Source organism: Thiohalophilus sp., assembly GCF_034522235.1.
Classification (GTDB): domain Bacteria; phylum Pseudomonadota; class Gammaproteobacteria; order UBA6429; family Thiohalophilaceae; genus Thiohalophilus.
Map to the genome: position 1 here is coordinate 456,232 of NZ_JAXHLN010000003.1, position 24,313 is coordinate 480,544.

A 24,313-nucleotide genomic window follows, 5' to 3' on the forward strand; every position below is an offset into this window, starting at 1 on the left:
GTGAAGTTGAAAAATGATTGATACATCGAAATTACAGCAGTCTCTGGAAGAACGCCGGGCGCGGCAGTTGTATCGATCGCGGCAGGTGCTGGAGGGGCCGCAGGGGCCGCGGGTGGTGATCGACGGGCGCGAGTATCTGAACTTCTGCAGCAACGATTATCTTGGTCTGGCCAATCATCCCGAGGTCAAACAGGCATTCAAGCGGGGTGTCGATGAGTTCGGCGCCGGCAGTGGGGCGGCACATCTGGTAACCGGCCATGCCCGGCCCCATCATCGACTGGAAGAGGAGCTGGCCGAGTTTGTTGGCCGGCCGCGGACGTTGTTGTTCTCCACCGGTTACATGGCCAATCTCGGCGTAGCCAGCGCCCTGCTCGGGCGCAAGGATGGAATATTCGAGGATCGGATTAATCACGCCTCGCTGATCGATGCGGCGCAACTGTCCGGTGCCCGGTTGCAACGTTACCGGCATGCCGAGACCGAACATCTGCAGCAGTTGATCAAAAACAACACTTCGACAAGCAAGCTGATCGCGACCGACGGCGTTTTCAGTATGGACGGCGATCTGGCGCCGTTGCCGGGGCTGGCCCAGGTCGCACAGCAGTACGCTGCCTGGCTGATGGTGGATGATGCCCACGGGCTGGGGGTGATCGGTGCAACCGGCCGGGGTTCCCTGGAACAGTTCGGCCTGGGAATGGCGGAGGTACCGGTTCTGGTCGGCACACTGGGCAAGGGCTTCGGGACGTTCGGTGCCTTTGTCGCCGGCGAGGAGGCGCTGATCGAAACCTTGATTCAGCAGGCACGCAGTTATATCTATACCACGGCGCTGCCCCCCGCCGTGGCCGAGGCCACCCGGGCAAGTTTGCAACTGGTGCAACGGGAGAGCTGGCGACGGGAGAAGCTGCAGACCTTGATCGCCCGGTTTCGCTCGGGTGCCGCGCAACTGGGGTTGCAACTCGGCGAGTCATCCACCCCGATCCAGCCGTGGATCATCGGCGACACCGAACAGGCCGTGCTGCTCAGCGAAAAGCTGAAACAACAGGGGATTCTGATCAGTGCCATTCGCCCGCCCACGGTCCCGCAAGGCACAGCGCGCCTGCGGATTACCTTCTCGGCCGCCCACGAGGCGGCGGACGTGGATCACCTGCTGGGTGTAATCGCCGGAGTGCTATAGAGCATGATCGGTGCCGCGCCTTTGCATGTGAGCCGAATCGGCGAAGGGCCGGATCTGGTGTTGCTGCACGGCTGGGGGATGCACAGCGGCATCTGGCATGATCTGATAGAACCGTTACAGCAAGAGTACTGCCTGCATCTGGTGGATCTGCCGGGCCATGGGCAGAGTCAGCATGCCTGTGGTGATTTTAATCTCGAGCAGCTGGCCGACATGATCTGGCAAAGCGTATCGCCGGAATTACAGGGACAGGCCATCTGGCTGGGCTGGTCGCTGGGCGGCATGGCGGCACTGCAGATCGCCTTACAGCACCCTGAACAGACCCGTGCTCTGGTGCTGGTGGCCAGTACGGCACGTTTCAGTCAAGCCGATGACTGGCCGCATGCGATGTCGGTGTCGTTACTTGATACCTTTGCGGAACAGCTGGCCGAGGATTATCAACCCACACTGCAGCGTTTTCTGGCCTTGCAGGTCAAAGGAAGTGATGATGCCAGAGCGGCGCTGCGCACGCTGCGTCAGCGGGTTCTGGACAATGCCGAGGTGAATGTTTTGGCCCTGCAAAGCGGGTTGGCCATATTGAAACAGGCCGATTTGCGCCATCGGCTACATGAAATCCGACACCTGCCGGTGCTGATGGTGTTCGGGGCGTATGACATGCTGGTGCCGTTGTCGACAGCAAAGGCATTGGCGGGCTACTTTGACAACAGTCTGCAGGTGGTAATCGACGGCGCGGGACATGCGCCGTTTGTCTCACAGCCACAGTTATTCATTCAACACGTGATAACCTATCTACATGCAACAAAATGATGCACAGATAATCGATAAACGTCAGGCCCGGGGCGCGTTTGATCGCGCCGCGGGCAGCTATGATCAGGCGGCCGTATTACAACGCGAGGTGGCCGATCGTATTCTGGAGCGGCTGGATTATATCAAGCATGTACCGCAACGGCTGCTGGATGTCGGTTGCGGGACCGGCTATACCCTGCAACCCCTCGCTCGACGCTATCCCGGCAGCGAAATCTGGGCGCTGGACGTCTCGCTCAATATGCTGGGACAGGCACGGCGCAAACCGTCGTTGTGGCAAAAGTTTCGCGGTCGGTTTCGCTATGTGGCCGGTGATGCCGAGCAATTACCCATGGCTGATGCCAGTGTGGATATGATCTTCTCCAGTCTGGCGATGCAGTGGTGCGTGGATCTGGATCGGACTTTTGCCGAAATGCGTCGGGTTCTCAAGCCGGACGGTTTGCTGATGTTCAGTACTTTCGGTCCTGATACGCTCAGGGAGCTGCGCCACTGTTTTGAATCCGTCGATGATTATTCACATACCAATCAGTTTATCGATATGCATGATATAGGCGATGCCTTGTTACGTAGCGGGTTCGGCGACCCGGTCATGGATATGGAGATGCTGACGGTGACCTATGATGATGTCATGGCTATTATGCGCGATCTTAAACAGATCGGTGCACATAATGTCACCCAGGGACGCGCCCGTGGCCTGACAGGCAAGCGGCGTATGCAGGCGGTGAGCAAGGCGTATGAACAATTTCGTCAGGATCAACGCCTGCCTGTGTCTTATGAAGTGCTGTACGGCCATGCCTGGGCAATGGATAATATCGAACAAGGTTGTGCGGTGCCTCAATCGGTTAATGTGTCCTTTGACGCCGGCCGATCATGACTGAGGCAGCATACCCGGGTGTATTTGTGACCGGCACCGATACGGAGATCGGTAAAACCGTTTGCAGTTGTCTGTTGATCGACGCCTTGCGGCAGCGTGGCTTGCGCGTGGCCGGTATGAAGCCGGTCGCCAGCGGCGGCCAGTATCAGCAAGGGCGACTGGTCAATGACGATGCCCTGAAATTGCAGCAACAGTCCGGCCTGAACCCGGCTTATGAGTGGGTCAATCCGTATGTCTTCGAGCCCCCTGTTGCCCCTCATCTGGCCGCCCGACAGGCCGGGGAGATCATCCGCCCCGAACCGATTCAACAGGCATTTTCCCGATTAAAAACCGATGCCGATCAGGTCGTGGTCGAGGGCGTGGGCGGCTGGCGAGTGCCGTTGGCGGAAGGGTTCTCCGTGTCCGATCTGCCGCAGTTGCTAAACCTGCCAGTGGTACTGGTGATCGGGATGCGTCTGGGTTGTCTTAATCATGCACTGTTAACGATAGAAAGTATCGAACACAGCGGTAGCAAACTGCTGGGCTGGATGGCCAATTACCTCGATCCCGGTTTCGATGCGCAACAGGCGAATTTCAAAACGCTTGAATCCCGTCTTAAAGCGCCTTGTCTGGCGCAGATCCCCTACCATTGTGAACCCTTCACCCCGACACAACAGCGAGAACTGGCTGCAAGCATAAATATAAGCTGGTTGTAATATTCTGAAAGAATGAAAGTACTTGGCAAATTAACTGGCGATTAATAAGGTTATTAACTGAGTGAACCAGGCTGGCGCTATCGCTAAAATCGATAGCTGGCATAAATATCACAAAATACTAATTAAGATATAAGCATATAAGCAATTACTTTTATATCTGTTTATTATAAGCCTATTCTATCTTTTTTATTGCGCGGCCCACTCCGCCTGATTACCATGCACAACAGCCTGAACGCGGGACGCGCTGTGGCGGATGAAAATAATAATGTCCGAGAACGAATTGAATCACACCCTGGTGACGGAACAGCGGGCAGACAAAAACGACAAGTACAATATAAAAAAGAATTACCTGCGCACGTCAGCTTTTATTTCGAGCAGGGTTGTAGAGCGGCGGGCGTTTAAAACTCTAATCAAAAATTAGTAAATCCCAACCGGAAGAGGTAGAGGTATGTCGGCAAATACGATAACGAGAAAGCTCCGAAGCTTCCTATATGCTGTTTTGCTGTTGGGGCCGGGCAGCGCGTTCGCGGAATATAAACTGAATATGCCCGAGACTGTCACGGTCGTCGGCAAGGAGATATTCGGTCTGCATATGCTGGTGCTCTGGATTGTTACTATCGTCGGTATCGGCGTTTTCGGGGTGATCATCTATTCACTGTTTAAACATCGCAAATCAAAAGGCGCGGTGGCATCCCAGTTTCACGAAAGCACGACCGTGGAGGTCATCTGGACGATTATACCGCTGGTGATTCTGGTACTGATTGCGATTCCGGCTACCAAAACCCTGCTCAAATATGAAGATACGGGCAATGCCGATGTGACCGTCAAGGCAACCGGTTGGCAGTGGAAGTGGCAATATGAATACCTGGACGAAGGTGTGAGCTTTTTCAGTAATCTCGATCAGGCCAGCAACGAGGCCCGGCAGAAAGATTCCGGTGTCGATGTGCGAACTGTTGAAAATTACCTGTTGGATGTCGACAATCCGATCGTGGTTCCAGTGAACAAGAAAGTCCGCATCCTGACCACTTCCAATGACGTTATCCACGCCTGGTGGGTGCCCGATCTCGGCGTCAAGCGTGATGCGATTCCCGGGTATATTAATGAAAGCTGGTTCAAGGCCACCGAAACCGGCACCTATCGCGGCCAGTGCGCCGAGCTGTGCGGTATAAATCATGGCTTTATGCCCATCGTGGTCAAAGTTGTCGCCGAAAATGAATACAACGACTGGGTTGCCGAACAAAAAGCAGCGGCCGCAGCAGCCAACGCGGGCAGTGATCGTGAATGGACCAAGGATGAACTGATGGCTCGTGGTGAAGAAGTCTATAAGGGAACCTGCGCCGCCTGCCATCAGGCGAATGGACAAGGTATTCCGGGAGCCTTCCCGTCATTGGCAGGTGGTGCATTGACCACCGGTCCGGCGGAAGGCCATATTGACATCGTCTTGAACGGTAAGAGCGGTACCGCCATGCAGGCCTTTGGCCCACAGCTGAATGATGCCGATCTGGCCGCAGTTATCACCTATGAACGCAACAGCTGGGGTAACAGCGCCAGTGTTGTACAACCGTCAGACGTTAAGGCAGCGCGCTAAGGCGTAGTGGAGGATATAAGAATGAGTACAGTAGCTGCGACACACGAGCATCAACACCCGACGGGTATTACGCGTTGGCTGTTTACGACCAACCATAAAGATATCGGTACCCTGTATCTGTGGTTCGCGTTCATCATGTTCCTGCTGGGCGGGACCATGGCTATGGTCATTCGTGCCGAGCTGTTCCAGCCGGGCATGCAGGTCGTCGACCCGCACTTCTTTAACCAGATGACCACCATGCACGGCCTGATTATGGTCTTCGGGGCGGTCATGCCGGCCTTCGTCGGTCTGGCCAACTGGCAGATTCCATTGATGATCGGCGCGCCGGACATGGCACTGCCGCGCATGAACAACTGGTCCTTCTGGATTCTGCCGTTTGCCGGCACCATGCTGATCAGCACCCTGTTCATGGAAGGCGGCGGCCCGGCGTTCGGTTGGACTTTCTACGCGCCGTTGTCCACCACCTTCGCACCGGCGAGTACTGACTTCTTTATCTTTGCGATTCACTTGCTCGGCTTTTCGTCCATCATGGGCGCGATCAACATCATTGCGACCATTTTGAACATGCGTGCGCCGGGCATGACCCTGATGAAGATGCCGCTGTTCGTCTGGACCTGGCTGATTACCGCCTTCCTGCTGATTGCGGTGATGCCGGTTCTGGCCGGGGCGGTAACTATGATGCTGACCGACCGCAACTTCGGCACCAGCTTCTTTGATGCGGCCGGTGGTGGTGACCCGGTTCTGTTCCAGCATGTGTTCTGGTTCTTCGGTCATCCCGAGGTGTATATCATGATCCTGCCGGCCTTCGGCGTGGTCTCGCAGATCATCCCGACGTTCGCGCGCAAGCCGCTGTTCGGTTATGCCTCGATGGTCTATGCCACCGCGGCGATTGCGTTCCTCTCGTTCATCGTCTGGGCGCATCATATGTTTACTGTCGGAATGCCGGTCGCGGGTGAGCTGTACTTTATGTACGCGACGGTCATGATTGCCGTGCCCACCGCGGTCAAGGTCTTCAACTGGACCGCAACCATGTGGAAGGGATCGATGACCTTCGAGGCCCCGATGCTGTGGGCGATTGCCTTTGTTTTCCTGTTCACCATCGGCGGCTTTACCGGCCTGATGCTGGGTGTCGCGCCGGCTGACTTCCAGTACCACGATACCTATTTCGTGGTCGCGCATTTCCACTATGTACTGGTCACCGGGGCAGTCTTCGCTATCATTGCGGGTGTTTATTACTGGTTGCCGAAGTGGACCGGTAACATGTACAGCGAAACCCTGGCCAAGTGGCACTTCTGGCTGTCAGCCATCTCAGTCAATGTGCTGTTCTTCCCGATGCATTTTGTCGGTCTGGCCGGTATGCCGCGACGGATTCCGGACTATTCGCCGATGTTCGCCGAGTTCAACATGATGGCCTCTCTTGGCGGCTTCGTCTTCGGTGCCAGTCAGTTGTTGTTCCTGTACATCATCATCAAGACCATCCGTGGTGGTGAAAAGGCTACCAGCAAGGTCTGGGAAGGTGCGGAAGGCCTGGAATGGTCGATTCCATCACCGGCGCCGTACCACACCTTTGAAACCCCGCCGCAAGTTAAATAAGTCATACGGGAAGGCCCTCGGGCCTTCCCGATTGACCGGAATAGACAAAGATGAGTGAAGTGGCAAAACAAAATCGTTTAAAACTGACCCTAACTATCCTGGTGCTGATTGCAGTCGGATTTTATATCGCTGTTTTTGCCAAATACTGGTAACGGGTCATGGCAGATAAGGAAAAAACCGGCGTTTCACACGGCAAAGTGGTCAGGAAACTGACCGTGGTCGTTTTTGCGATGTTCGGTTTTGGATTTGCCCTGGTACCGCTGTACAACATGGTCTGTGATGCGTTTGGCCTCAACGGGCGTTTCCTGGCAATCCAGGATGGAAGCTATGATGCGGCTGAAGGCGCTGAGAGGGGAGCAAAACTGGCGGCAAGAACAGATATGGATCGGACTGTAACCGTGCAGTTCACCACGACACTCAATCAGAATCTGGCCTGGGAATTCAGAACAATGACCCGGAGCATGGAACTTCATCCCGGTGAGATAAAACAGGTGAAGTTTTACGCCAAAAATAAAACGGACAAGACAGTCGTTGCCCAGGCCGTACCCAGCCTGGCACCGTCACAAGCAGTAAAATATTTCACCAAGATGGAGTGTTTCTGTTTTAACCAGCAGACATTCAAGCCGGGAGAAGCGAAGGAAATGCCATTGGTGTTTGTGGTGGATCCGGATCTGCCAAAAAACGTCAATACGATTACTCTCGGCTATACATTTTTTGATACTGAAAAAAACACCAGGCTGGATGATAGCAATGCGCCCGTTGTGGCAGTTGCCGAAAACAGCCGGGTCTATTTGAACAAATAACAATTACCACTATAAGCATATAAAGAGGGGTAGCCATGTCACACGCACAAGGTAGCTATTATTTGCCCGAACCGAGCCATTGGCCGATTGTGGGTTCAGTCGGCCTGTTCACCCTGCTGGCGGGTTTTGCCAACTGGTTACATGGCGGAAGCAGTCTGTGGATAATCGTCGGTGCGATTATTGTCATCGTGATGATGTTCGGCTGGTTCGGCAAGGTCATTTCTGAGAGTGAAGGTGGACAATATAACGCGCAGGTGGATACCTCTTTCCGCATGGGGATGGCCTGGTTCATCTTCTCGGAAGTCATGTTCTTCGCTGCCTTCTTCGGTGCCCTGTTCTACGTTCGTCAGTGGGCGGTGCCGTGGCTTGACGGCGCCGGCAACAATGCGATGACCGGCGAGTTGTTGTGGCCCAACTTCCAGGCGGCTTGGCCGTTGATGGATGTGCCGAACCCGGAAGGTTTTGACAGGCCGAAGGAAATTGTCGGTGCGTGGGGGATCCCGTTCTATAACACGATTATCCTGCTGACCTCCGGACTGACCATCACCTGGGCACACTGGGGTCTGAAGAAAAATAACCGTACACAACTGATTACAGGTCTGTTCCTGACAGTCGCGCTCGGTGCTTTGTTCGTGTTCCTTCAGGGCTACGAATATGGTCACGCCTATACCGATCTGAACCTGAAGCTGTCATCCGGCATCTACGGCTCGACATTCTTCATGCTGACCGGATTTCACGGGTTGCACGTCACCATCGGGGCTATCATGTTGCTGGTGATGTTGTTGCGGGCTATCAAGGGCCACTTTACCGCCAAGCATCACTTTGCCTTTGAGGCGGCGGCCTGGTACTGGCACTTCGTGGATGTTGTCTGGCTTGGCCTGTTTATCTTCGTATACTGGCTATAAGCGGATATAGCGTGGCTATGGAAGGCGCCGCGATCGCGGCGCCTTTTTTTTGCTCAGAAGTTTAGTCTGCTAGATAAGCGTTCCGGATACCGGTGCAGGCATGAGGTGCTGCCGTGCCTTCCCGGACCGTCGGCCACAAGGACGTGGCCGTCGAGCCTACAGGGATGTGTTCACGGCGTGTCCGGGAAGGCGCGGCAGTACCGATTAAAGCCAATGTGATCGGGCATTCTGAACGCCTGTTTAGCGACGTCATAGAATGCAGCAGTTAGAGACGGTGAAAAAATCACAATAGCGTTATATGAGCGCGTGTGGTGAAATAAGACCAAGTGAATAGCCGATCATAATGAAGATCAACAGGCCGATGGACAGGGCGATCCGCACGGTCAATGCCTTGACAGTACGGGTAGAGTCCTGATTGCCTCTGAGCATGGAAAACAGGGCGCTGGCCAGGCTGAGCAAAATCAGTACCAGAATTATGACGATGACTGCTTTGAAAAGCATGGTTACCTCCGAAAGCTGGTGAATAAAGTATACCCAAATTGCCGCGACAGGCATATGGACAGAGGCTGAGAAATGCAATTCGGCAACCGCGAATTCCGGCCCCGCCTGTGGCCGACTGTCGCAACACTCATTCTGTTGCCAATTTTGCTACGGCTGGGGTTCTGGCAACTGGATCGTGCGGAGGAAAAACGCGAGATTCAGCAGCGTTATGCCGAGCAGCAGGCACGGCCTGTAGTAGAGCTGTCTCGGCTTGATCCGAGTGATGAGATAGAATATCGGCGCGCCACGGTTAGTGGGCATTTTGCTACTGAGCGCCAGATTTTGCGGGATAATCAGATCCATCAAAAACGGGCTGGGTACCATGTTATTACGCCGCTGCGGATTGAAGACAGTCAGCAATACATCCTGGTAAATCGTGGCTGGGTGGATGGTCGGCTTCGACGTGACACGTTGCCGGAATTCGAGACACCGGGGAAAACCGTTACCTTGACCGGCCAGCTGAAGCTACCGGGAGGCATTGGCCTGAAACTCGGTGAACGGAGTTATACCGATAAAAGCTGGCCGCGGGTGGTGCAATGGCTGGACATCCAGGAACTGGAAAAACAGACAGGCTACACGCTGTATCCTTATATATTGCGACTGGATGAGAATGAGCCGTACGGATTTGTCAGGGATTGGAAGATTGTCAGTAGTGAGCCTGAGCAGAGTACAAGTTATGCGGTGCAGTGGTTCACCCTGGCACTGGCCCTGGTTTTAATATTTATATTTGTCAACACTAGAAAGATTAACCATGCAAAACATGAACGTAAGTAACGAACAGCGTAATAAGGGCCGACGGGATTTTTTATTACTGGTCGCTGTTTTCTTTCTGCCGATTATTATTGTCCTGGTGCTGTATTTTAATCTGGATAAGTGGGATATAGGCGGAGAACGTAACCACGGTGATCTGATTCAGCCGCCGCGTCAGTTAGAGGATGTCGTGCTCACTGATATACAGGACAAAGCGTTTCGCTTTTCGGATGTACGTGATAAATGGCTCATGATCCATTTCGGTGGGGCCGGCTGTGATCAGGCGTGCAGGGATGAATTATATCTGATGCGTCAGATACGTCTGGCCCAGGGTGGTGATCGACAGCGAATTGTACGGATCCATATTTCGACAGGTGGCAAACCCAAAGAAAGCCTGCACGCTGTGTTGGCGGATCATCCCGAGTTGAAGGTGGTATATGGTGATGCATCCGACTTGCAGAAAGTCGTCAGCCAGTTCCAACACGATGTTGGTGCCGGACCGACTGTTCAGGAAATGTATCTGGCAGATCCCCGTGGTTTTCTGATGATGAGTTATCCCGAGGATTACGATCCTAAAGGCATGATCAAGGATCTGGAAAGGTTATTGAAGTTTGCGCGATCAGGATAAGTAAAATGACAAAAGAAACCCTGTTTGCCAGATTGGCGCTGATTGCAACAGTTCTGGCGTTTTGTGTTGTGGTTCTCGGCGCTTTTGTGCGGCTCTCTGATGCCGGTCTCGGGTGTCCCGACTGGCCGGGCTGCTACGGACACCTGGGCGTGCCGAAAAGCGAACAGGCTGTCCAATTGGCTAACGAACTATATCCGGACCGCCCGGTTGAAGCGCACAAGGCCTGGAAGGAGATGGTTCACCGCTATTTTGCAGGCATACTCGGCCTGTTGGTATTTACCCTGGCCTTTGTTGCCTGGCGCAATCGCAGGAACCCGAAGCAGGCCGTCAAGCTGCCGTTGTTTTTGAGCATTCTGATCATCTTCCAGGCTTTGCTGGGAATGTGGACCGTCACCATCAAGCTCAAGCCCGTGATCGTGATGCTGCATCTGATGGGGGGTATGGCAACCCTCTCCTTGTTGTGGTGGCTGACCCTGCGGCACCTGAATCTGTTTTCCCGGCGCCGCGTGGGTATAATACAGCAAAGCCGGTTGAAGAAACTGGCCCTGATCGGTTTGCTGGTGGTGGTGGGCCAGATCATGCTGGGGGGCTGGACCAGTGCCAACTACGCCGCCTTGCATTGCACCGATTTCCCGACCTGTCAGGGCAAGTGGTGGCCGCAAACCGATTTTGGCGAAGCCTTTACGTTGTGGCACGGAATCGGGCCCGACTATGAGGGCGGCATCATGAGCAATACCGCGCGCGTCACGGTGCACTTTACCCATCGCCTCGGTGCGCTGGTCACTTTCCTGTATCTCGGGGTGCTGGGCGTGATGCTGTTGCTGGGGCGACTTGGCGAAAACCTGCCGCCGGTGGGTTTGACCTTGTTGGGCGTATTGTTACTGCAGGTCAGCCTGGGGATTGCCAACGTCCTGTTGTCCCTGCCACTGGGTGTGGCGGTGGCGCATAATGGTGTGGGTGCGTTATTGTTGCTGACCCTGGTGACATTGAACCACCTGGCATTCAAGCCGCGGAGAACGTAATGGGGGAGACCGTCAAACAGTCTGAAGTCCGCCCGGAAATTTTCCGGCTGTGGTGTGACTACTATACCCTGTGCAAGCCCAAGGTTGTGGCATTGATCGTGTTTACGGCCATTGTCGGCATGTTTTTGTCCGTGCCGGGAATGGTGCCATGGCAGCCGCTGATCTTCGGCACCCTGGGAATCGGTCTGGCCGCGGCCTCGGCGGCGGCGATTAACCAGATTGTGGATCAGAAGATCGACGCCGAGATGCAACGGACCTCGAAACGTCCCTTGCCGTCCGGCACCATTACCAATAAACAGGCGTTATTGTTTTCCGCTCTGCTGGGGATTGCTTCGATGGTAATCCTGGTTTATCTGGTCAACCCGCTGACCGCCGTGCTGACCCTGTTGTCCCTGATCGGTTACGCCTTCATTTATACTATGTATCTGAAACGGGCCACGCCGCAGAACATCGTCATCGGCGGCGCCGCCGGTGCCGCGCCGCCGGTACTGGGCTGGACCGCAGTGACCGGGCAGATCCATCCCGACAGCCTGTTGTTATTCCTGATTATCTACACCTGGACGCCACCCCATTTCTGGGCACTGGCTATCCACAAACGGGAGGAATACGCCAAGGTGGATGTGCCGATGTTGCCGGTGACCCACGGGGTGCAGTTCACCCGCCTGCATGTCCTGCTATACACCATTATTATGTTCGGCATCACCCTGTTGCCGTTTGCGACCCGGATGAGCGGCTGGCTCTATTTTATCGGCGCGATTATCCTGGGCGGGGTTTTCCTCTACTATGCAATCCGCATGCAGTCGGACAAGGATACGAAGATCGCGATCAAGACATTTGGTTATTCCATCGTGTATTTGATGGGGCTGTTTGCGCTGTTGCTGATCGATCACTATGTCCCGCTGTTACTCCTGCTACTGACATAAACCCTTTTAATCATAAGTGTAAAGACCGACGTAAATCTTCCCCTATCCGGCCCGCGGTGACGCAGCTGTCTATACTTGCCGGGTTATCCGGAGTTGCCTGTTCGTTTATAGATACTTTACAATATTAGGATATCTTTATATTCCAGAGGGGTTTTCTCAGGTTTCCTGTGCTGGCGCAGGATGCGGGATCGCCCCCTTTAAACCTGTATTCACCTGATTCAACCAAGAACCAAGAGGCGTTATATGGCCCATTCAACTGCGCAGGCTGCGGAGCAATATAACTACGATATTGTCCGCAAGTTCACCATCATGACGATCGTCTGGGGTGTGCTGGGGATGTTCGCAGGCTTGTATATTGCATCCGAACTTGCCTGGCCCTTTTTGAACTTTGATATTCCGGAAATCACCTTTGGTCGTTTGCGCCCGGTGCATACTACGCTGGTGATTTTCGGTTTTGGGGGCAGCGCATTGTTCGCAACTTCCTATTATGTGGTGCAGCGGACCTGCCAGGTACGCCTGTATAACGATGGCCTGGCGAATCTCACATTCTGGGGTTGGCAGGCATCGATCGTTCTGGCGGCTATCTCCTATGTCATGGGTTATACCCAGGCCCGCGAATATGCGGAAATGGTCTGGCCGATCGACATCCTGATCGCCGTGACCTGGGTGGCCTATTTCTGGATTTATGTTCAGACGCTGCGTCGTCGCAGTCAGCCGCACATTTATGTCGCCAACTGGTTCTTTATCGCCTTTATTCTGGCCACGGCACTGTTACATATTTTCAATAATATGGCCGTGCCGGTCAGCATGTTCAGCCTGGAGTCTTACAGCCTGCATGCCGGCGTTCAGGACGCCATGACCCAGTGGTGGTACGGACATAATGCGGTTGGCTTCTTCCTGACCGCCGCATTTCTCGGGATGATGTATTACTTTGTACCCAAGCAGGCTGGACGTCCGGTTTACTCCTATCGTCTGTCTATTATCCACTTCTGGGCACTGATCTTCCTGTATATGTGGGTCGGTACCCACCATCTGCACTGGACCGCCATTCCGGACTGGACCTCGACGCTGGCTGCAACATTCTCTATTTTGCTGCTGATGCCGTCCTGGGGCGGCATGATCAACGGGATCATGACCCTGTCAGGCGCCTGGGACAAACTGCGCACCGACCCGATTATTCGTTTTTTTATTGTGGCGCTGTCGTTTTACGGCATGTCCACATTTGAAGGTCCGCTGATGTCGCTCAAGAGTGTGAATGCCCTGTCGCACTACACGGACTGGACTATTGGTCACGTACACTCCGGTGCCCTGGGCTGGGTGGCTATGATCACCTTCGGTTCGCTGTACCATCTGATTCCGCGCCTGTGGGAAACCAAAATGTACAGCGATCGGTTGATCTATCTGCACTTCTGGCTGGCAACCATCGGCATCGTCCTGTATATCACCGCGATGTGGGTGGCGGGTATCGGTCAGGGTCTGTTGCTGCGTGCCTTTGATGAGTACGGGAATCTGGCTTACACCTTTATAGAATCCGTTGCCTTCCTGCATCAGCCGTATGTATTCCGTGCGCTGGGCGGCGCGTTCTTTGTTGTCGGAATGGTCTTGATGGCATTCAATACCTACATGACAATCCGTAAGGCGAATCTTGAGGGGGCTGAACTGGAAGCCAAACTGGCTGCAAAAATGGCCAAGGCCTAAAGAAAAACAGGATTAGAGAAGCGCAATGAAACATGAAACTATAGAAACCAATGCCGGCTGGCTTATCGTTCTGACGCTGATCGTTATTAGCATTGGCGGGTTGGTCGAAATCGTCCCGCTATATCTGATCGATGATACGGTGGAAGAGGTCAAGGTGGCCGGTAAGGATACTGTTCGCCCTTATACACCGCTTGAACTGCGTGGTCGCGATTTGTATCTGCGCGAAGGCTGCTATACATGCCATTCGCAGATGGTTCGCCCCTTCCGTGATGAGGCTTTGCGTTACGGACATTATTCGCTGGCAGCCGAATCCAAGTTTGATCACCCGTTCCAGTGGGGCTCCAAGCGTACCGGTCCGGACCTGGCTCGTGTAGGTGATAAATACTCCAATGAATGGCATGTTCAGCATCTGGTTGCACCGCGATCGGTCGTTCCTGAATCTATCATGCCGAACTATCCCTGGTTGCTGGAGAATAAGCTCAATTACAAGGATGTCGCGGACCGGATGCGCGCATTGAAGATGGTCGGTGTGCCGTATTCGGAAACCGAAGCGGCATATCAGGCCAATGTCGAGCGATTTGGGGAAGAAGTCGCCCGGAAACTGGATATCAACGCGGCAACAGAGAACCTGGTTGCCCAGGCCAATCAGGGCAATTACGACGGTAATCCGATGGTGATCAGCGAAATGGACGCTCTGGTTGCCTATTTACAGGTGCTGGGGACCATGGTTGATTTCAACCAGTTCGAAGACGGCTACTTTGTACAGTTCCGCTGAGTGTGACCCGAAATGTTTGACTGGATAAGATCGATGGTACATTCAGGAGACGCGAAAACGTTTCTGTTGTTCCTGTTCTTTTTTACATTTATCGGCATCGTTTTATATGTATATGCAAGCCGTAAGCGCGGCCGTCGACTTGAGTCATACAAGAATATTCCGTTTGAAGATGATGATGTAGCCCATCGCAAGGATACAGACAATGAGTAAAGACAAAACCCAGAAAACAGTTCAGACAACCGGTCATGCCTGGGACGGTGATCTGCAGGAATTTAATAATCCCCTGCCGACATGGTGGCTGTGGGCATTCTATGCCACGGTCGTGTTTGCCATTATTTACTGGATACTTTATCCAACGCTGCCAATTGGTGATACATACACCAAGGGTGCATTTAACGACATCACCTATACGACCGAAGACGGCAAGACAGAGACGACGCACTGGAATACCCGCGCCCTGTTTGAAAAAGAGATGCAGGAAGCCCGGGAGGCGCAGGCCAAATACGTGGAGCAGTTGAGCCAGGCCTCCTATCAGGAGATCCAGTCGGATCCGGAACAGAGCGGTTTCGCTTTTTCCATGGCCAAGGTGCTGTTTGCGGATAATTGTGCGGCCTGTCACCAGACTGGCGGTAATGGCGTTATTGGCATGTATCCCAACCTGATTGATGATGCCTGGCTGTGGGGCGGCTCCTTTGAACAAATTGAGCAAACTATCCGTGAAGGTCGTCAGGGGAATATGCCCGGGTTCAAGGGCCAATTATCATCGCAGCAGACAGGCGACGTCTCTGCCTATGTTTTGAGCCTGTCCGGTCACGATATGGCGGAAGATGAAATTTCCCGCGGGGAGCAGATTTTTGCTGCCAATTGCGCCGTTTGTCATGGTGAAGATGCCAAAGGCAAGACGATGATGGGGTCGGCGAATCTGATCGACAGCATCTGGACCATCGTGAATATCCCCGCTGCTGGAAGCTTGGAGCAGAAAAAATCCGCAGTCATGCAACTGGTGAGAAATGGCAAGTCCCGGCATATGCCGGCCTGGAAAGCCCGTTTGTCGGATACCGAAATCAAGATTCTGACTTACTATGTGCATGAGATGGGTGGCGGCAAATAAGCCGACGACCCGCTCAGATAACAACACAACAGGGGGGAGGGTGCGTTTGCGGTATGCGGACGTCCCTCCCTTTGTTTATCTGTGGGTTCCTGCTCGCCACAACAGGCTCGTGCTACCGTAGTGGATGTTCGATTATTAAAATGAAGCTTGAATGACACAAACCGCCTATCAGTCCCGTATCCCGATTTACCCGCGATCCGTCAAAGGTCGTTTTCGCACGATCAAGTATGCGGTACTGACGCTCGCGTACGGGGTCTATTTCCTGCTGCCCTGGCTGCGTTGGGCTCGGGAAAATGCGCCGGATCAGGCCGTGTTGTTCGATCTGGCCGGACGTCACTTTTACCTGTTCGATCTGGTGGTCTATGCCCAGGATATTTTCTGGCTCGCCGGGGTGCTGATTATATTTGCCCTGTTAATGTTCTTTGTGACCGGCGTGGCGGGCCGTGTCTTTTGTGGCTACTTCTGCTTTCAAACCCTGTGGACCGATGTGTACATCCTGATCGAGCGCCTGGTCCAGGGTGAGCGTAATGCCCGTATCAAGCTGGCCGATGCGCCCTGGAGCAAGACCAAGTTTTTCAAGCTGGGGATGACGCACGTTCTATGGCTGGCCATGGCCTTTGTGACCGGCCTGACCTTTGTGCTTTACTGGGGTAATGCGCCACAACTGGTGCTGGACTTTTTCCGCGGCGAGGCACCCTTTGCCGCCTATGCCACCACCTTGTTTTTGACCGCAACCACGTATGTAATGGCCGGGCTGGCTCGTGAGCAGGTCTGTACCTATATGTGTCCCTATGCCCGCTTCCAGGGCGTGATGTTCGATCGTGACACCCTGATCGTCGCTTATGATGAGCAGCGCGGTGAACGCGAGCAGGGGCGGCACAAGCCGTCCAAAGACTACATGGCGCGCGAGGCCCGTATTGCCGACAAGGTGGGCGACTGTATCGATTGCGGTTATTGCGTACAGGTCTGTCCGGTGGGGATTGATATTCGTAATGGCTTGCAATACCAGTGTATCTCCTGTGCCTTATGTATTGATGCCTGCGATACTATTATGGACAGCATCGGTTACCCCCGCGGACTGATCCGCTATACCTCGCAAAAGGCCCTGGAAGGCGAGAAGAGCAATCCCTTCAATCTTAAAAACCTCGGTTATGCCCTGGCTCTGATCGCGGCGGTTGGTCTGTTGACCTGGGCCATATCGCATCGGGACAAGGTTGAGCTGAGCGTGGCCCAGTTTCGCCAGCCGATGTCCGTGACACTGTCCGACGGTCGGATTCAGAACCGTTATGAGATAAAAATCAACAACAAGACCAGTGAGTCGATTCGTTACCGGATCAGTATCGGTGGCCTGCCGCAGGCGGAGCTGGATCTGGGGGGCAATGAAGAGGTCACCGTCAGCCCGGAACACAGTCTTAAACTGATGGCCAAGGTGAATCGCCGGCCGGAAATTGCCGAACAGGAGCGCCAGTCTTTCGAGTTTGTGATTCGTCAGATCAATAGCGAACAGCCGCTGACGACTCGCCGCACTACCGTTTTTTATACACCACTAACGCGCTAAGGTCATTGCTATGACAGATATTCTGTATTCCCTGCTCGGTGGTGTCATTGCCATTGCCGTCGGCTTCGCCTTGCTGTATCGCTTCAGCCGGCTGGACGGCAAGATGGTGGCTGTCGTCGTTGCCTTGCTGGTGGTGGGTATTTATATGCCCCTGGTGATTATCAAGTGGCCGGGCGCCGATGTGTTTGCCATCCACCTGGCAATCTATCTGGTCACGGTCTATGTGCTGGGGATCATCAGCAGCCAGCGCGACGCGCGACGCAAAGCGGGTGAGTCAGAACGCTGGTTTCACTGGGGACCGGCGGCGATCGTGATCTTTTTCATGGTGGTCATCGCCGTCAATTCCGTCTACATCCTGATGGCGCAAAAAGGCCTGGACAACAAGGCAACGCACTGGCTGCTGCCCGAGCCGCGCGCCGGCGGCGAGGTCAGTTCCCGCTTCCCCGGCACGGTGGCGCGTGATTTTCGCAAGCAGCAGGATGAGTTCAACCAGTTTCAGCAACGCATCCAGGAACAGGAGGCCCGTGCCTGGCAGATTCAGAAAGGCTGGCTGGGCGAGGCCCTGGCCAGGCAACCGTCCCGCTTCAAACTGCGGGTGCTCGACAGAGACGGCACGCCGATCGGCGATGCCGAGGTCAGTGGCGTGTTCCTTCGCCCGGGCGACAGCCGGCTGGATCAGCCGTTTGCGATGCAGCCGCAGGCCGGGGAACCCGGCAGTTACCTGGCCGACCTGGTGCTGCCCGAAGCCGGCCGCTGGGAGCTGTTGCTGCAAGTGCGTCGGGGTAAGGAAACCCACGAGATCAAGGCCACGACCCGGGTCGAGGCCGCGCGCTGAGTCGCCCGCTTATGGTTGAGCAGCAACACAGCTGTTTTCACTGCGGGCAGCCGGTTCCTCCAGGCAGTCACTATCAGGCTGTCATCGACGGGCAGGCACGGCCCATGTGTTGCCCCGGTTGCGAGGCGGTGGCCAACGCCATTGTCGAGGCGGGTCTGGCCGACTTTTACCGCTATCGCACCGACAACGCCCCCAATCCCTCCCAACTGGTCCCGGATGTGCTGGAGACGCTGGATCTGTATGACCGGCCCGAGGTGCAACAGCGTTTTGTCAGTGGCGAACCCGAGGAGCGCGAAGCGGCGCTGATCCTCGAGGGGATCACCTGCGCCGCCTGTGTCTGGTTGAGCGAGCGCCATGTCGGCCGCTTGCCGGGGGTGCTGGAGTTTTCCGTCAACTACAGTACCCAGCGCGCCCGGGTGCGCTGGGATGAGCGCCAGATCCATCTCAGTGACATCCTCAAGGCGATCAGCGCCATCGGCTATCTGGCCCACCCCTATGATCCCCAGCATCAGGCCAGGGTGCACCAGCGCGAGCGGGGGCGCGCCCTGCGCCGGCTCGCCGTGGCCGGGCTGGGCATGATGCAGGTGATGATGCTGGCCGTGGCGCTTTACGCCGGTGAGGACCAGGGCATGAGCCCCGAGATGATGCACTTTTTGCGCTGGGTCAGCCTGGTGATTGCCACGCCGGTGGTCTGGTACTCGGGGTGGCCGTTTTTCAGCGGCGCCTGGCGCGATCTGCGCCAGCGTCGGCTGGGCATGGATGTGCCGGTGGCACTGGCCGTGAGCGGGACCTATCTGGCGAGTCTGATCGCCACCGTCAGCCGCAGCGGGGAGGTCTATTTTGAATCGGCCACCATGTTCGTCTTCTTTTTGCTTCTGGGGCGGTTTCTGGAAATGGGGGCGCGCCAGCGCGCCAGCGCGGCGGTGGAATCCCTCGCCACCCTGTTGCCGGCGCTGGCAACCCGCCTGGAGGCGGATGGCAGTGAATGCCGGGTCGGGGTGGCCGAGCTGGTCCCCGGGGATCGGGTGCGGATTCGCCCGGGCGAGACGGTGCCGGCCGATGGCGAGATCCTTCGCGGCATCTCGAGCGTGGATGAGTCGCTGCTGACCGGCGAAAGTCTGCCCCGCGCCCGGCGTACCGGCGAGGCCCTGATCGGCGGCGCGGTCAACGTCGAGAGCCCGCTGGAGATGCGGGTGACGCAGGTCGGTCAGGACACGGTCCTCTCGGGGATCCAGCGCCTGCTGGACCGGGCCCAGAGCGAGAAACCGCGGATTGCCCGGCTGGCCGAGAGGGGCACCGGCTGGTTCGTGCTGGGCGTGTTGCTGCTGGCGGCGGGCGCGGCGCTGGTCTGGTGGCAGATCGAGCCTATGCGCGCCTTCTGGGTGGCGGTGGCGGTGCTGGTGGTCAGCTGCCCCTGCGCCCTGGCGCTGGCCACCCCGGTGGCGATGACTGCCAGTACCGGCCAGCTGACCCGGCGGGGGGTGATCACTACCCGCGGGCATGCCCTGGAGACCCTGGCGCGGATCGATACCCTGGTTTTCGACAAGACCGGGACCCTCACCCAGGGCGAACTGCGACTGGAGCAGGTGATGCCGCTGGGCACGCTGCCGGCGGCGCGCTGCCATGTGCTGGCCGCGGCGCTGGAGCAGGGATCGGAACATCCGTTGGCAAAGGCGATTGTCGCCGAGGCGCCCCAAACCGTGCCGGTCGAGCAGTTGCAGGCGACGCCCGGGCGCGGCGTCGCCGGCGAGATCGATGGCATCGCCTATCGGCTCGGCAATCTGGACTTTGTGCGCGAGCTCAGCGGTGCGGGTCCTGTGCCACAAGCGGTGCCGGGCCAGAGTGCCGTTTATCTGGGCTCGGCCAAGGGGCTGTTGGCGGCGCTGACGCTGAGCGATCAATTGCGTCCCGAGGCGGCGCAGACCGTGGCGGGGCTGATCGAGCAGGGGATCGAGGTGCAGCTGTTTTCCGGCGACGAGCCGGCCACGGTACAGCGGGTGGCCGAACAGCTCGGGATTGCACAGGTCCGGGGCGGGCTGCTGCCGGCGGACAAGCTGGCCGGTTTGCGCGAGCTGCAGGCGCAGGGGCGCACCGTGGCCATGGTCGGCGACGGCGTGAATGACGCCCCGGTGCTCTCCCAGGCCCATGTCTCCATCGCCATGGCCAGCGGGGTCGAGCTGGCGCGCAACAGTGCCGATATGATCCTCCAGGCCAACCGGCTGAGTCCCTTGCTGGATGCCGTGGTTCAGGCGCGAGCGACCCGGCGTATTATTCACCAGAACATCGGCTGGGCGCTGGGCTACAATCTGGTGGCGCTGCCGGTCGCGGCCGCCGGCCTGCTTACCCCCTGGCTCGCCGCGCTGGGCATGTCCCTGAGTTCGCTGCTGGTGGTGCTCAACGCCTTGCGGCTGCTTCGCCATAATGGCGAGGCGTCGCCGGCACCGGCGGCCCGGCGCCGCCTCGGGGTTCAGCCGCCGGGCGAGGTGGCGGATAATGATGTCAAACCCGGCTGAACCGGCCAGCGCCGGAAGACAGGAGTTCTCAGCATGGAAATTCTCTATCTGCTCATCCCCATCGCCGTGATCGTTATGGCCGTGGCCATCGGCGCGCTGGTGTGGGCGGTGCGCAGTGGCCAGTTTGACGATCTGGAGGGACCCGCCCACCGGATATTGATGGATGATGACGATCCGCGTATTCCCAGCCGGCGGGAGGAGCCCGAATCCCGCGGGGATCAGGATAAAGACGAATAGAAACCGACTTGATGCGCGGCCCCGGCTTTATTAGAATTTACTTATTAACGATGACGCCTTTTTGGAGAACCCGATGAAAGAGATGTTCACCTTCCAGAATTTACCCATGGTGATCGTGGTCGCGCTGATCGCTATTGCCTGGTTCAGTTTGCTGACGGTCCTGATTGGCGGCTGAATGCCTTTCCGATCCTTTGCCGCAGAGGCGGGTCGATCGCCCTGTCCGGCAAGGAGACTCAAATCCTTTCTGTTATACGTCGGTGGCGTGATTCCTTCCGTGGTGCGTCTTTGGCGCGCTGTCATGCAGTGCTCCGGCTGCCATGGGTTCGCGCAATAATCAAGCTTCTCGAAAATCCGCCCGGGGAGGTCTACGCTTGTTAGCAGGGGACGCTGAACACGTGTTGGCAATCGCGGAGGTGTTTTATGGCCGACAAGCAAGCGCAATCCCGTTCGTCCATCAGCATGCACGAGGGTATCGCGGTGTGGTGTGATTGCTGCTCCTGCGAGATCGAACCCTACTGGCAGGCGGTGGCACAAGAGCTGGGTATCGATCTGGGCAGTGACTACGAATCTGACAACGTGCCTGATAAGCCGGAGTCAATTCCCGGAGGCTCTGGAAGTTAACGCAGAGGACGCGGAGGCGCAGAGGCGCGGAGAAATGAATTGTATGTCAGTGCAGTCGTTCTATTCGTGCTAGTTGACGGTGCGTAGTATGCACCCCGCAGGGCTGATAATTTACGCGGAGGACGCAAAGAAAGATGCAGCGAAGATCTTTTGTGGCCTCAGGCATAAGGAAGAGGGTTATTATTTTGTGACATAACTCTTTTTCACATTGGTATTATTTTATTCTCCGCGCCTCTGCGACTTTGCGTCCTCCGCGTTATTCCCGGAGCATATGAGAGAAACCACCGGGTACGGAAACAAAAAAGGCCTCACAGTGGAGGCCTTTTTATTGATGCAGGTCGTCCAGTTTAAGCGGCCAACGCACCACGCAATTTCTTCATGGCGTTGGATTCGAGCTGACGGATCCGTTCGGCCGAGATGTTGTAGGTATCGGCCAGATCATGCAGCGTGGATTTGTGGTCGCTCAACCAGCGGCGGGTGATGATGTCGCGGCTGCGATCGTCGAGATCCTGCAGGGCGCCCAGCAACTGCTGTTTGTTATGCGCCTCCCACTGCTGATCTTCCACTACCTGCGAAGGCTCGTGGCTCATATCTTCCAGAAAGCCGACCGGTGACAGGTTGGGGCGATCGTCATCGTCATCATCGGGCTGATCAAAACCGACGTCCTGACCGCTCATGCGCGATTCCATCTCGCGCACGTCCCTGGTGGTCACGCCCAGATCCTCGGCGACCGATTCGACTTCGTCCTGGTTGAACCAGCCCAGACGCTGCTTGGCGCTGCGCAGGTTGAAGAACAGCTTACGCTGGGCCTTGGTGGTGGCGACCTTGACGATGCGCCAGTTGCGCAGGATGTATTCGTGGATCTCGGCGCGGATCCAGTAGACCGCAAAGGAGACCAGCCGCACGCCGACATTCGGATCGAAGCGTTTGACCGCCTTCATCAGGCCGATATTGCCCTCCTGGATCAGGTCCGCCTGGGGCAGGCCGTAGCCGCTGTAGCTGCGGGCGATATGGACCACGAAGCGCAGATGCGAGAGCACCAGCTGTTGCGCGGCGTCCAGCTCCTGCTGTTCCTGCCAGCGGCGGGCCAGTGAGGTCTCTTCCTCCGCGGAAAGCATCGGAATACTGCGCGTTGCCTGGATGTAGGATTCCAGGTTGCCGGTCGGCACGGCCAGTTGCAGTTGTAGACCCTTACTCATAATATGTGTATCCTCGCTCATCATGTCGTTCAATCCTAGCACTCACAAACTTAGAGTGCCAGATCATCCATTAGTTCCCGCTAATATATAGCCGGAAAACATTGAGATTTCAACCGATTAAGACCGCTCATTCGTTGGAATAGTTCCACGGCGACTCCTGCGGTCCCTCGCTGGTGAAGATGCTGGCGCGGTTGCGGCCCCGTTCCTTGGAGTGGTAGAGGGCCTCGTCGGCCTTGCTCAGGAAGTCGTTCAGATGGGCATCGGGGTGATCCTCGGTGCTGGCCAGGCCGAGGCTGACGGTGGTGTCGACCCCGGCCGGTCGCAGCTGCTGGATGTGCTGACGCAGCAGCTCGGCGCGTTCCAGCATGGCGTCCGCCGAGTGTTGTTTGACCAGTACGCAGAACTCCTCGCCGCCAAAGCGCACCACCATGTCGTTCGGGAACCACTGATTGAGGGTTTCACCCAGCTCGGCCAGGACATGATCGCCGGTAATGTGCCCCAGCGTGTCATTGGTCGTTTTAAAGTGGTCGATATCGATCAGCATGGCCCAGACCGGTTGATGCGCGGGATCGCGGATGTAGCTTTCGCCGTTATCCACCAGATAGCGCTTGCTGCGCACGCCGGTCAGGCTGTCGGTGGCGGCGATCCAGCGCATGGCTTCGGCCTGCTGTTTGAGTGCGTCGTACTGATGCTTGATCAACAGCAGGGAACGGACCCGGGCGATCAGGACCTCCTCGATCAACGGCTTGCCGACAAAGTCGTTGCCGCCGGCGTGGAAGACCTCGACCTGTTTCTGCTTGTCGTCGGAGCCGGTCAGCACCAGGACCGGCAACTCCTGTTGGGAGAGGTGCAGGCGGGCGCGGATGGCGTGCAGCAGATCCCCGCCCGTCAGCGCCCCCTCGAGAAAAAAGTCGGTGATGACCATGTCGAAATCGTCTCCCCTGCCCTGATTGTCGAGTAGCACGATGGCCTGTTCGGCATTATCGGTCAGGGTCACCTTGAGGCCGTGTTTTTCGAGGATCTTGCGGGTCACCGCCGCGGCAGTGCGACTGTCTTCCACATAGAGGATGTGGCCCACCAGCCCGGTATTGCGCTGGATGAAGGATTTGATGAAATCACCAAATGCCTTGTAGCCGTTGGATTTGTCGAAATAGTCGGTTACCCCGGACTCGAACCCTTCCTTGAGCAGGCGGATATCGGCGTCACCGGAGACCACGATCACCGGGGTATAGTGGTGGCGTTTGGTGTCGCGGATGGCGCGGCTCAGCGCCAGCCCGTCCATGTCCGAAAGCAGCAGGGCCGTGGTTACCAGATCGAAATGCTGGTTCTTCAGCTGCGCGACGGCATCATGACCTGATTCACAGGTGATGACTTCGACGTTCTCGATTTCGCTGCGCAAAATCCGGGCGAGAATTGCCCGTGATACGGACGAGCCGTCGACCACCATAATGCGGGTAAGCGTGTCTGACATGG

24 protein-coding genes are annotated in these 24,313 nt (G+C 56.4%); 21 read left to right on the forward strand and 3 right to left on the reverse strand.

Going from position 1 to position 24,313, the window contains the following annotated elements:
• Positions 1-13 precede the first annotated feature (13 nt).
• From bioF to U5J94_RS05130, 8 genes are all read left to right on the forward strand, one after another.
• Positions 14-1,171, forward strand: a complete 1,158-nt coding sequence (gene bioF, locus U5J94_RS05095; RefSeq protein WP_322564559.1) for an 8-amino-7-oxononanoate synthase — start codon at positions 14-16, stop codon at positions 1,169-1,171.
• Between the two features lie 3 nt (positions 1,172-1,174).
• Positions 1,175-1,975 (forward strand): pimeloyl-ACP methyl ester esterase BioH, encoded by an 801-nt coding sequence (gene bioH / locus U5J94_RS05100; protein WP_322564560.1) that lies wholly within the window; start codon positions 1,175-1,177, stop codon positions 1,973-1,975.
• A complete protein-coding gene (bioC, locus tag U5J94_RS05105; protein ID WP_322564561.1) occupies positions 1,962-2,846 on the forward strand; it encodes a malonyl-ACP O-methyltransferase BioC in 885 nt (294 codons plus the stop codon). The genes bioH and bioC overlap by 14 nt, the downstream gene beginning before the upstream one ends.
• On the forward strand, positions 2,843-3,541 hold the full coding sequence (gene bioD / locus U5J94_RS05110) for a dethiobiotin synthase (protein ID WP_322564562.1): 699 nt from the start codon (positions 2,843-2,845) through the stop codon (positions 3,539-3,541). Before bioC ends, bioD begins: the two co-directional genes overlap by 4 nt.
• A gap of 448 nt (positions 3,542-3,989) precedes the next feature.
• Positions 3,990-5,129: a cytochrome c oxidase subunit II gene (gene coxB, locus U5J94_RS05115; RefSeq protein WP_322564563.1), complete on the forward strand. Its 1,140-nt coding sequence runs from the start codon at positions 3,990-3,992 to the stop codon at positions 5,127-5,129.
• 21 nt (positions 5,130-5,150) lie between these two features.
• Entirely contained in the window at positions 5,151-6,722 is a 1,572-nt protein-coding gene (gene ctaD / locus U5J94_RS05120) for a cytochrome c oxidase subunit I (RefSeq protein WP_322564564.1), read from the forward strand.
• A gap of 158 nt (positions 6,723-6,880) precedes the next feature.
• Positions 6,881-7,525, forward strand: coding sequence for a cytochrome c oxidase assembly protein (locus U5J94_RS05125; RefSeq protein WP_322564565.1), 645 nt, complete (start codon positions 6,881-6,883; stop codon positions 7,523-7,525).
• 35 nt (positions 7,526-7,560) lie between these two features.
• Positions 7,561-8,430, forward strand: coding sequence for a cytochrome c oxidase subunit 3 (locus U5J94_RS05130; RefSeq protein ID WP_322564566.1), 870 nt, complete (start codon positions 7,561-7,563; stop codon positions 8,428-8,430).
• Positions 8,431-8,724: 294 nt separating this feature from the next.
• Here U5J94_RS05130 and U5J94_RS05135 read toward each other — a convergent pair whose 3' ends face one another.
• Positions 8,725-8,931, reverse strand: coding sequence for a twin transmembrane helix small protein (locus U5J94_RS05135; protein ID WP_322564567.1), 207 nt, complete (start codon positions 8,929-8,931; stop codon positions 8,725-8,727).
• A gap of 72 nt (positions 8,932-9,003) precedes the next feature.
• Here U5J94_RS05135 and U5J94_RS05140 point away from each other — a divergent pair, with 72 nt between their 5' ends.
• The 13 genes from U5J94_RS05140 to U5J94_RS05195 all read left to right on the forward strand — a co-directional run bounded on the left by U5J94_RS05140 (position 9,004) and on the right by U5J94_RS05195 (position 21,641).
• On the forward strand, positions 9,004-9,744 hold the full coding sequence (locus tag U5J94_RS05140; RefSeq protein WP_322564568.1) for an SURF1 family protein: 741 nt from the start codon (positions 9,004-9,006) through the stop codon (positions 9,742-9,744).
• Positions 9,722-10,348, forward strand: a complete 627-nt coding sequence (locus tag U5J94_RS05145; RefSeq protein ID WP_322564569.1) for an SCO family protein — start codon at positions 9,722-9,724, stop codon at positions 10,346-10,348. The genes U5J94_RS05140 and U5J94_RS05145 overlap by 23 nt, the downstream gene beginning before the upstream one ends.
• A 5-nt stretch (positions 10,349-10,353) precedes the next feature.
• Positions 10,354-11,370 (forward strand): COX15/CtaA family protein, encoded by a 1,017-nt coding sequence (locus U5J94_RS05150; protein WP_322564570.1) that lies wholly within the window; start codon positions 10,354-10,356, stop codon positions 11,368-11,370.
• Positions 11,370-12,293, forward strand: a complete 924-nt coding sequence (cyoE, locus tag U5J94_RS05155; protein ID WP_322564571.1) for a heme o synthase — start codon at positions 11,370-11,372, stop codon at positions 12,291-12,293. The genes U5J94_RS05150 and cyoE overlap by 1 nt, the downstream gene beginning before the upstream one ends.
• A gap of 243 nt (positions 12,294-12,536) precedes the next feature.
• The gene (gene ccoN, locus U5J94_RS05160) at positions 12,537-13,991 is read left to right on the forward strand and encodes a cytochrome-c oxidase, cbb3-type subunit I (RefSeq protein ID WP_322564572.1); all 1,455 of its coding nucleotides are present in this window, start codon (positions 12,537-12,539) and stop codon (positions 13,989-13,991) included.
• Positions 13,992-14,016: 25 nt separating this feature from the next.
• Entirely contained in the window at positions 14,017-14,766 is a 750-nt protein-coding gene (ccoO, locus tag U5J94_RS05165) for a cytochrome-c oxidase, cbb3-type subunit II (protein ID WP_322564573.1), read from the forward strand.
• A 33-nt stretch (positions 14,767-14,799) separates the two neighbouring features.
• The gene (locus U5J94_RS15240; RefSeq protein ID WP_416224193.1) at positions 14,800-14,976 is read left to right on the forward strand and encodes a cbb3-type cytochrome oxidase subunit 3; all 177 of its coding nucleotides are present in this window, start codon (positions 14,800-14,802) and stop codon (positions 14,974-14,976) included.
• Positions 14,969-15,877 carry a cytochrome-c oxidase, cbb3-type subunit III gene (ccoP, locus tag U5J94_RS05170; RefSeq protein ID WP_322564574.1) on the forward strand — a complete coding sequence of 303 codons (909 nt, stop codon included), beginning with the start codon at positions 14,969-14,971 and terminating at the stop codon, positions 15,875-15,877. The genes U5J94_RS15240 and ccoP overlap by 8 nt, the downstream gene beginning before the upstream one ends.
• 151 nt (positions 15,878-16,028) lie before the next feature.
• Entirely contained in the window at positions 16,029-17,435 is a 1,407-nt protein-coding gene (gene ccoG / locus U5J94_RS05175; protein ID WP_322564575.1) for a cytochrome c oxidase accessory protein CcoG, read from the forward strand.
• Between the two features lie 10 nt (positions 17,436-17,445).
• Complete coding sequence (locus U5J94_RS05180; RefSeq protein ID WP_322564576.1) at positions 17,446-18,270, forward strand: FixH family protein; 825 nt, start codon at positions 17,446-17,448, stop codon at positions 18,268-18,270.
• An 11-nt stretch (positions 18,271-18,281) separates the two neighbouring features.
• A complete protein-coding gene (locus U5J94_RS05185) occupies positions 18,282-20,783 on the forward strand; it encodes a heavy metal translocating P-type ATPase (RefSeq protein ID WP_322564577.1) in 2,502 nt (833 codons plus the stop codon).
• A gap of 33 nt (positions 20,784-20,816) precedes the next feature.
• The gene (gene ccoS, locus U5J94_RS05190) at positions 20,817-21,020 is read left to right on the forward strand and encodes a cbb3-type cytochrome oxidase assembly protein CcoS (protein ID WP_322564578.1); all 204 of its coding nucleotides are present in this window, start codon (positions 20,817-20,819) and stop codon (positions 21,018-21,020) included.
• Between the two features lie 420 nt (positions 21,021-21,440).
• Positions 21,441-21,641 (forward strand): hypothetical protein, encoded by a 201-nt coding sequence (locus tag U5J94_RS05195; protein ID WP_322564579.1) that lies wholly within the window; start codon positions 21,441-21,443, stop codon positions 21,639-21,641.
• Positions 21,642-21,988: 347 nt separating this feature from the next.
• Here U5J94_RS05195 and rpoH read toward each other — a convergent pair whose 3' ends face one another.
• The gene (gene rpoH / locus U5J94_RS05200; protein ID WP_322564580.1) at positions 21,989-22,840 is read right to left on the reverse strand and encodes an RNA polymerase sigma factor RpoH; all 852 of its coding nucleotides are present in this window, start codon (positions 22,838-22,840) and stop codon (positions 21,989-21,991) included.
• Between the two features lie 127 nt (positions 22,841-22,967).
• Positions 22,968-24,311, reverse strand: a complete 1,344-nt coding sequence (locus U5J94_RS05205) for a response regulator (RefSeq protein WP_322564581.1) — start codon at positions 24,309-24,311, stop codon at positions 22,968-22,970.
• Positions 24,312-24,313: the final 2 nt, after the last annotated feature.

Bases quoted from the DNA above. Each gene is read 5' to 3' on its own strand.
- ctaD (WP_322564564.1), top strand. From the start codon at position 5,151: ATGAGTACAGTAGCTGCGACACACGAGCATCAACACCCGACGGGTATT.
- U5J94_RS05205 (WP_322564581.1), bottom strand. From the start codon at position 24,311: ATGTCAGACACGCTTACCCGCATTATGGTGGTCGACGGCTCGTCCGTA.
- ccoN (WP_322564572.1), top strand. From the start codon at position 12,537: ATGGCCCATTCAACTGCGCAGGCTGCGGAGCAATATAACTACGATATT.
- U5J94_RS05195 (WP_322564579.1), top strand. From the start codon at position 21,441: ATGGCCGACAAGCAAGCGCAATCCCGTTCGTCCATCAGCATGCACGAG.
- U5J94_RS15240 (WP_416224193.1), top strand. From the start codon at position 14,800: ATGGTACATTCAGGAGACGCGAAAACGTTTCTGTTGTTCCTGTTCTTT.
- bioC (WP_322564561.1), top strand. From the start codon at position 1,962: ATGCAACAAAATGATGCACAGATAATCGATAAACGTCAGGCCCGGGGC.
- coxB (WP_322564563.1), top strand. From the start codon at position 3,990: ATGTCGGCAAATACGATAACGAGAAAGCTCCGAAGCTTCCTATATGCT.
- U5J94_RS05125 (WP_322564565.1), top strand. From the start codon at position 6,881: ATGGCAGATAAGGAAAAAACCGGCGTTTCACACGGCAAAGTGGTCAGG.
- rpoH (WP_322564580.1), bottom strand. From the start codon at position 22,840: ATGAGTAAGGGTCTACAACTGCAACTGGCCGTGCCGACCGGCAACCTG.
- U5J94_RS05130 (WP_322564566.1), top strand. From the start codon at position 7,561: ATGTCACACGCACAAGGTAGCTATTATTTGCCCGAACCGAGCCATTGG.
- cyoE (WP_322564571.1), top strand. From the start codon at position 11,370: ATGGGGGAGACCGTCAAACAGTCTGAAGTCCGCCCGGAAATTTTCCGG.
- U5J94_RS05185 (WP_322564577.1), top strand. From the start codon at position 18,282: ATGGTTGAGCAGCAACACAGCTGTTTTCACTGCGGGCAGCCGGTTCCT.
- ccoS (WP_322564578.1), top strand. From the start codon at position 20,817: ATGGAAATTCTCTATCTGCTCATCCCCATCGCCGTGATCGTTATGGCC.
- bioD (WP_322564562.1), top strand. From the start codon at position 2,843: ATGACTGAGGCAGCATACCCGGGTGTATTTGTGACCGGCACCGATACG.
- ccoP (WP_322564574.1), top strand. From the start codon at position 14,969: ATGAGTAAAGACAAAACCCAGAAAACAGTTCAGACAACCGGTCATGCC.
- U5J94_RS05135 (WP_322564567.1), bottom strand. From the start codon at position 8,931: ATGCTTTTCAAAGCAGTCATCGTCATAATTCTGGTACTGATTTTGCTC.
- bioF (WP_322564559.1), top strand. From the start codon at position 14: ATGATTGATACATCGAAATTACAGCAGTCTCTGGAAGAACGCCGGGCG.
- ccoG (WP_322564575.1), top strand. From the start codon at position 16,029: ATGACACAAACCGCCTATCAGTCCCGTATCCCGATTTACCCGCGATCC.
- U5J94_RS05140 (WP_322564568.1), top strand. From the start codon at position 9,004: ATGCAATTCGGCAACCGCGAATTCCGGCCCCGCCTGTGGCCGACTGTC.
- ccoO (WP_322564573.1), top strand. From the start codon at position 14,017: ATGAAACATGAAACTATAGAAACCAATGCCGGCTGGCTTATCGTTCTG.
- bioH (WP_322564560.1), top strand. From the start codon at position 1,175: ATGATCGGTGCCGCGCCTTTGCATGTGAGCCGAATCGGCGAAGGGCCG.
- U5J94_RS05180 (WP_322564576.1), top strand. From the start codon at position 17,446: ATGACAGATATTCTGTATTCCCTGCTCGGTGGTGTCATTGCCATTGCC.
- U5J94_RS05145 (WP_322564569.1), top strand. From the start codon at position 9,722: ATGCAAAACATGAACGTAAGTAACGAACAGCGTAATAAGGGCCGACGG.
- U5J94_RS05150 (WP_322564570.1), top strand. From the start codon at position 10,354: ATGACAAAAGAAACCCTGTTTGCCAGATTGGCGCTGATTGCAACAGTT.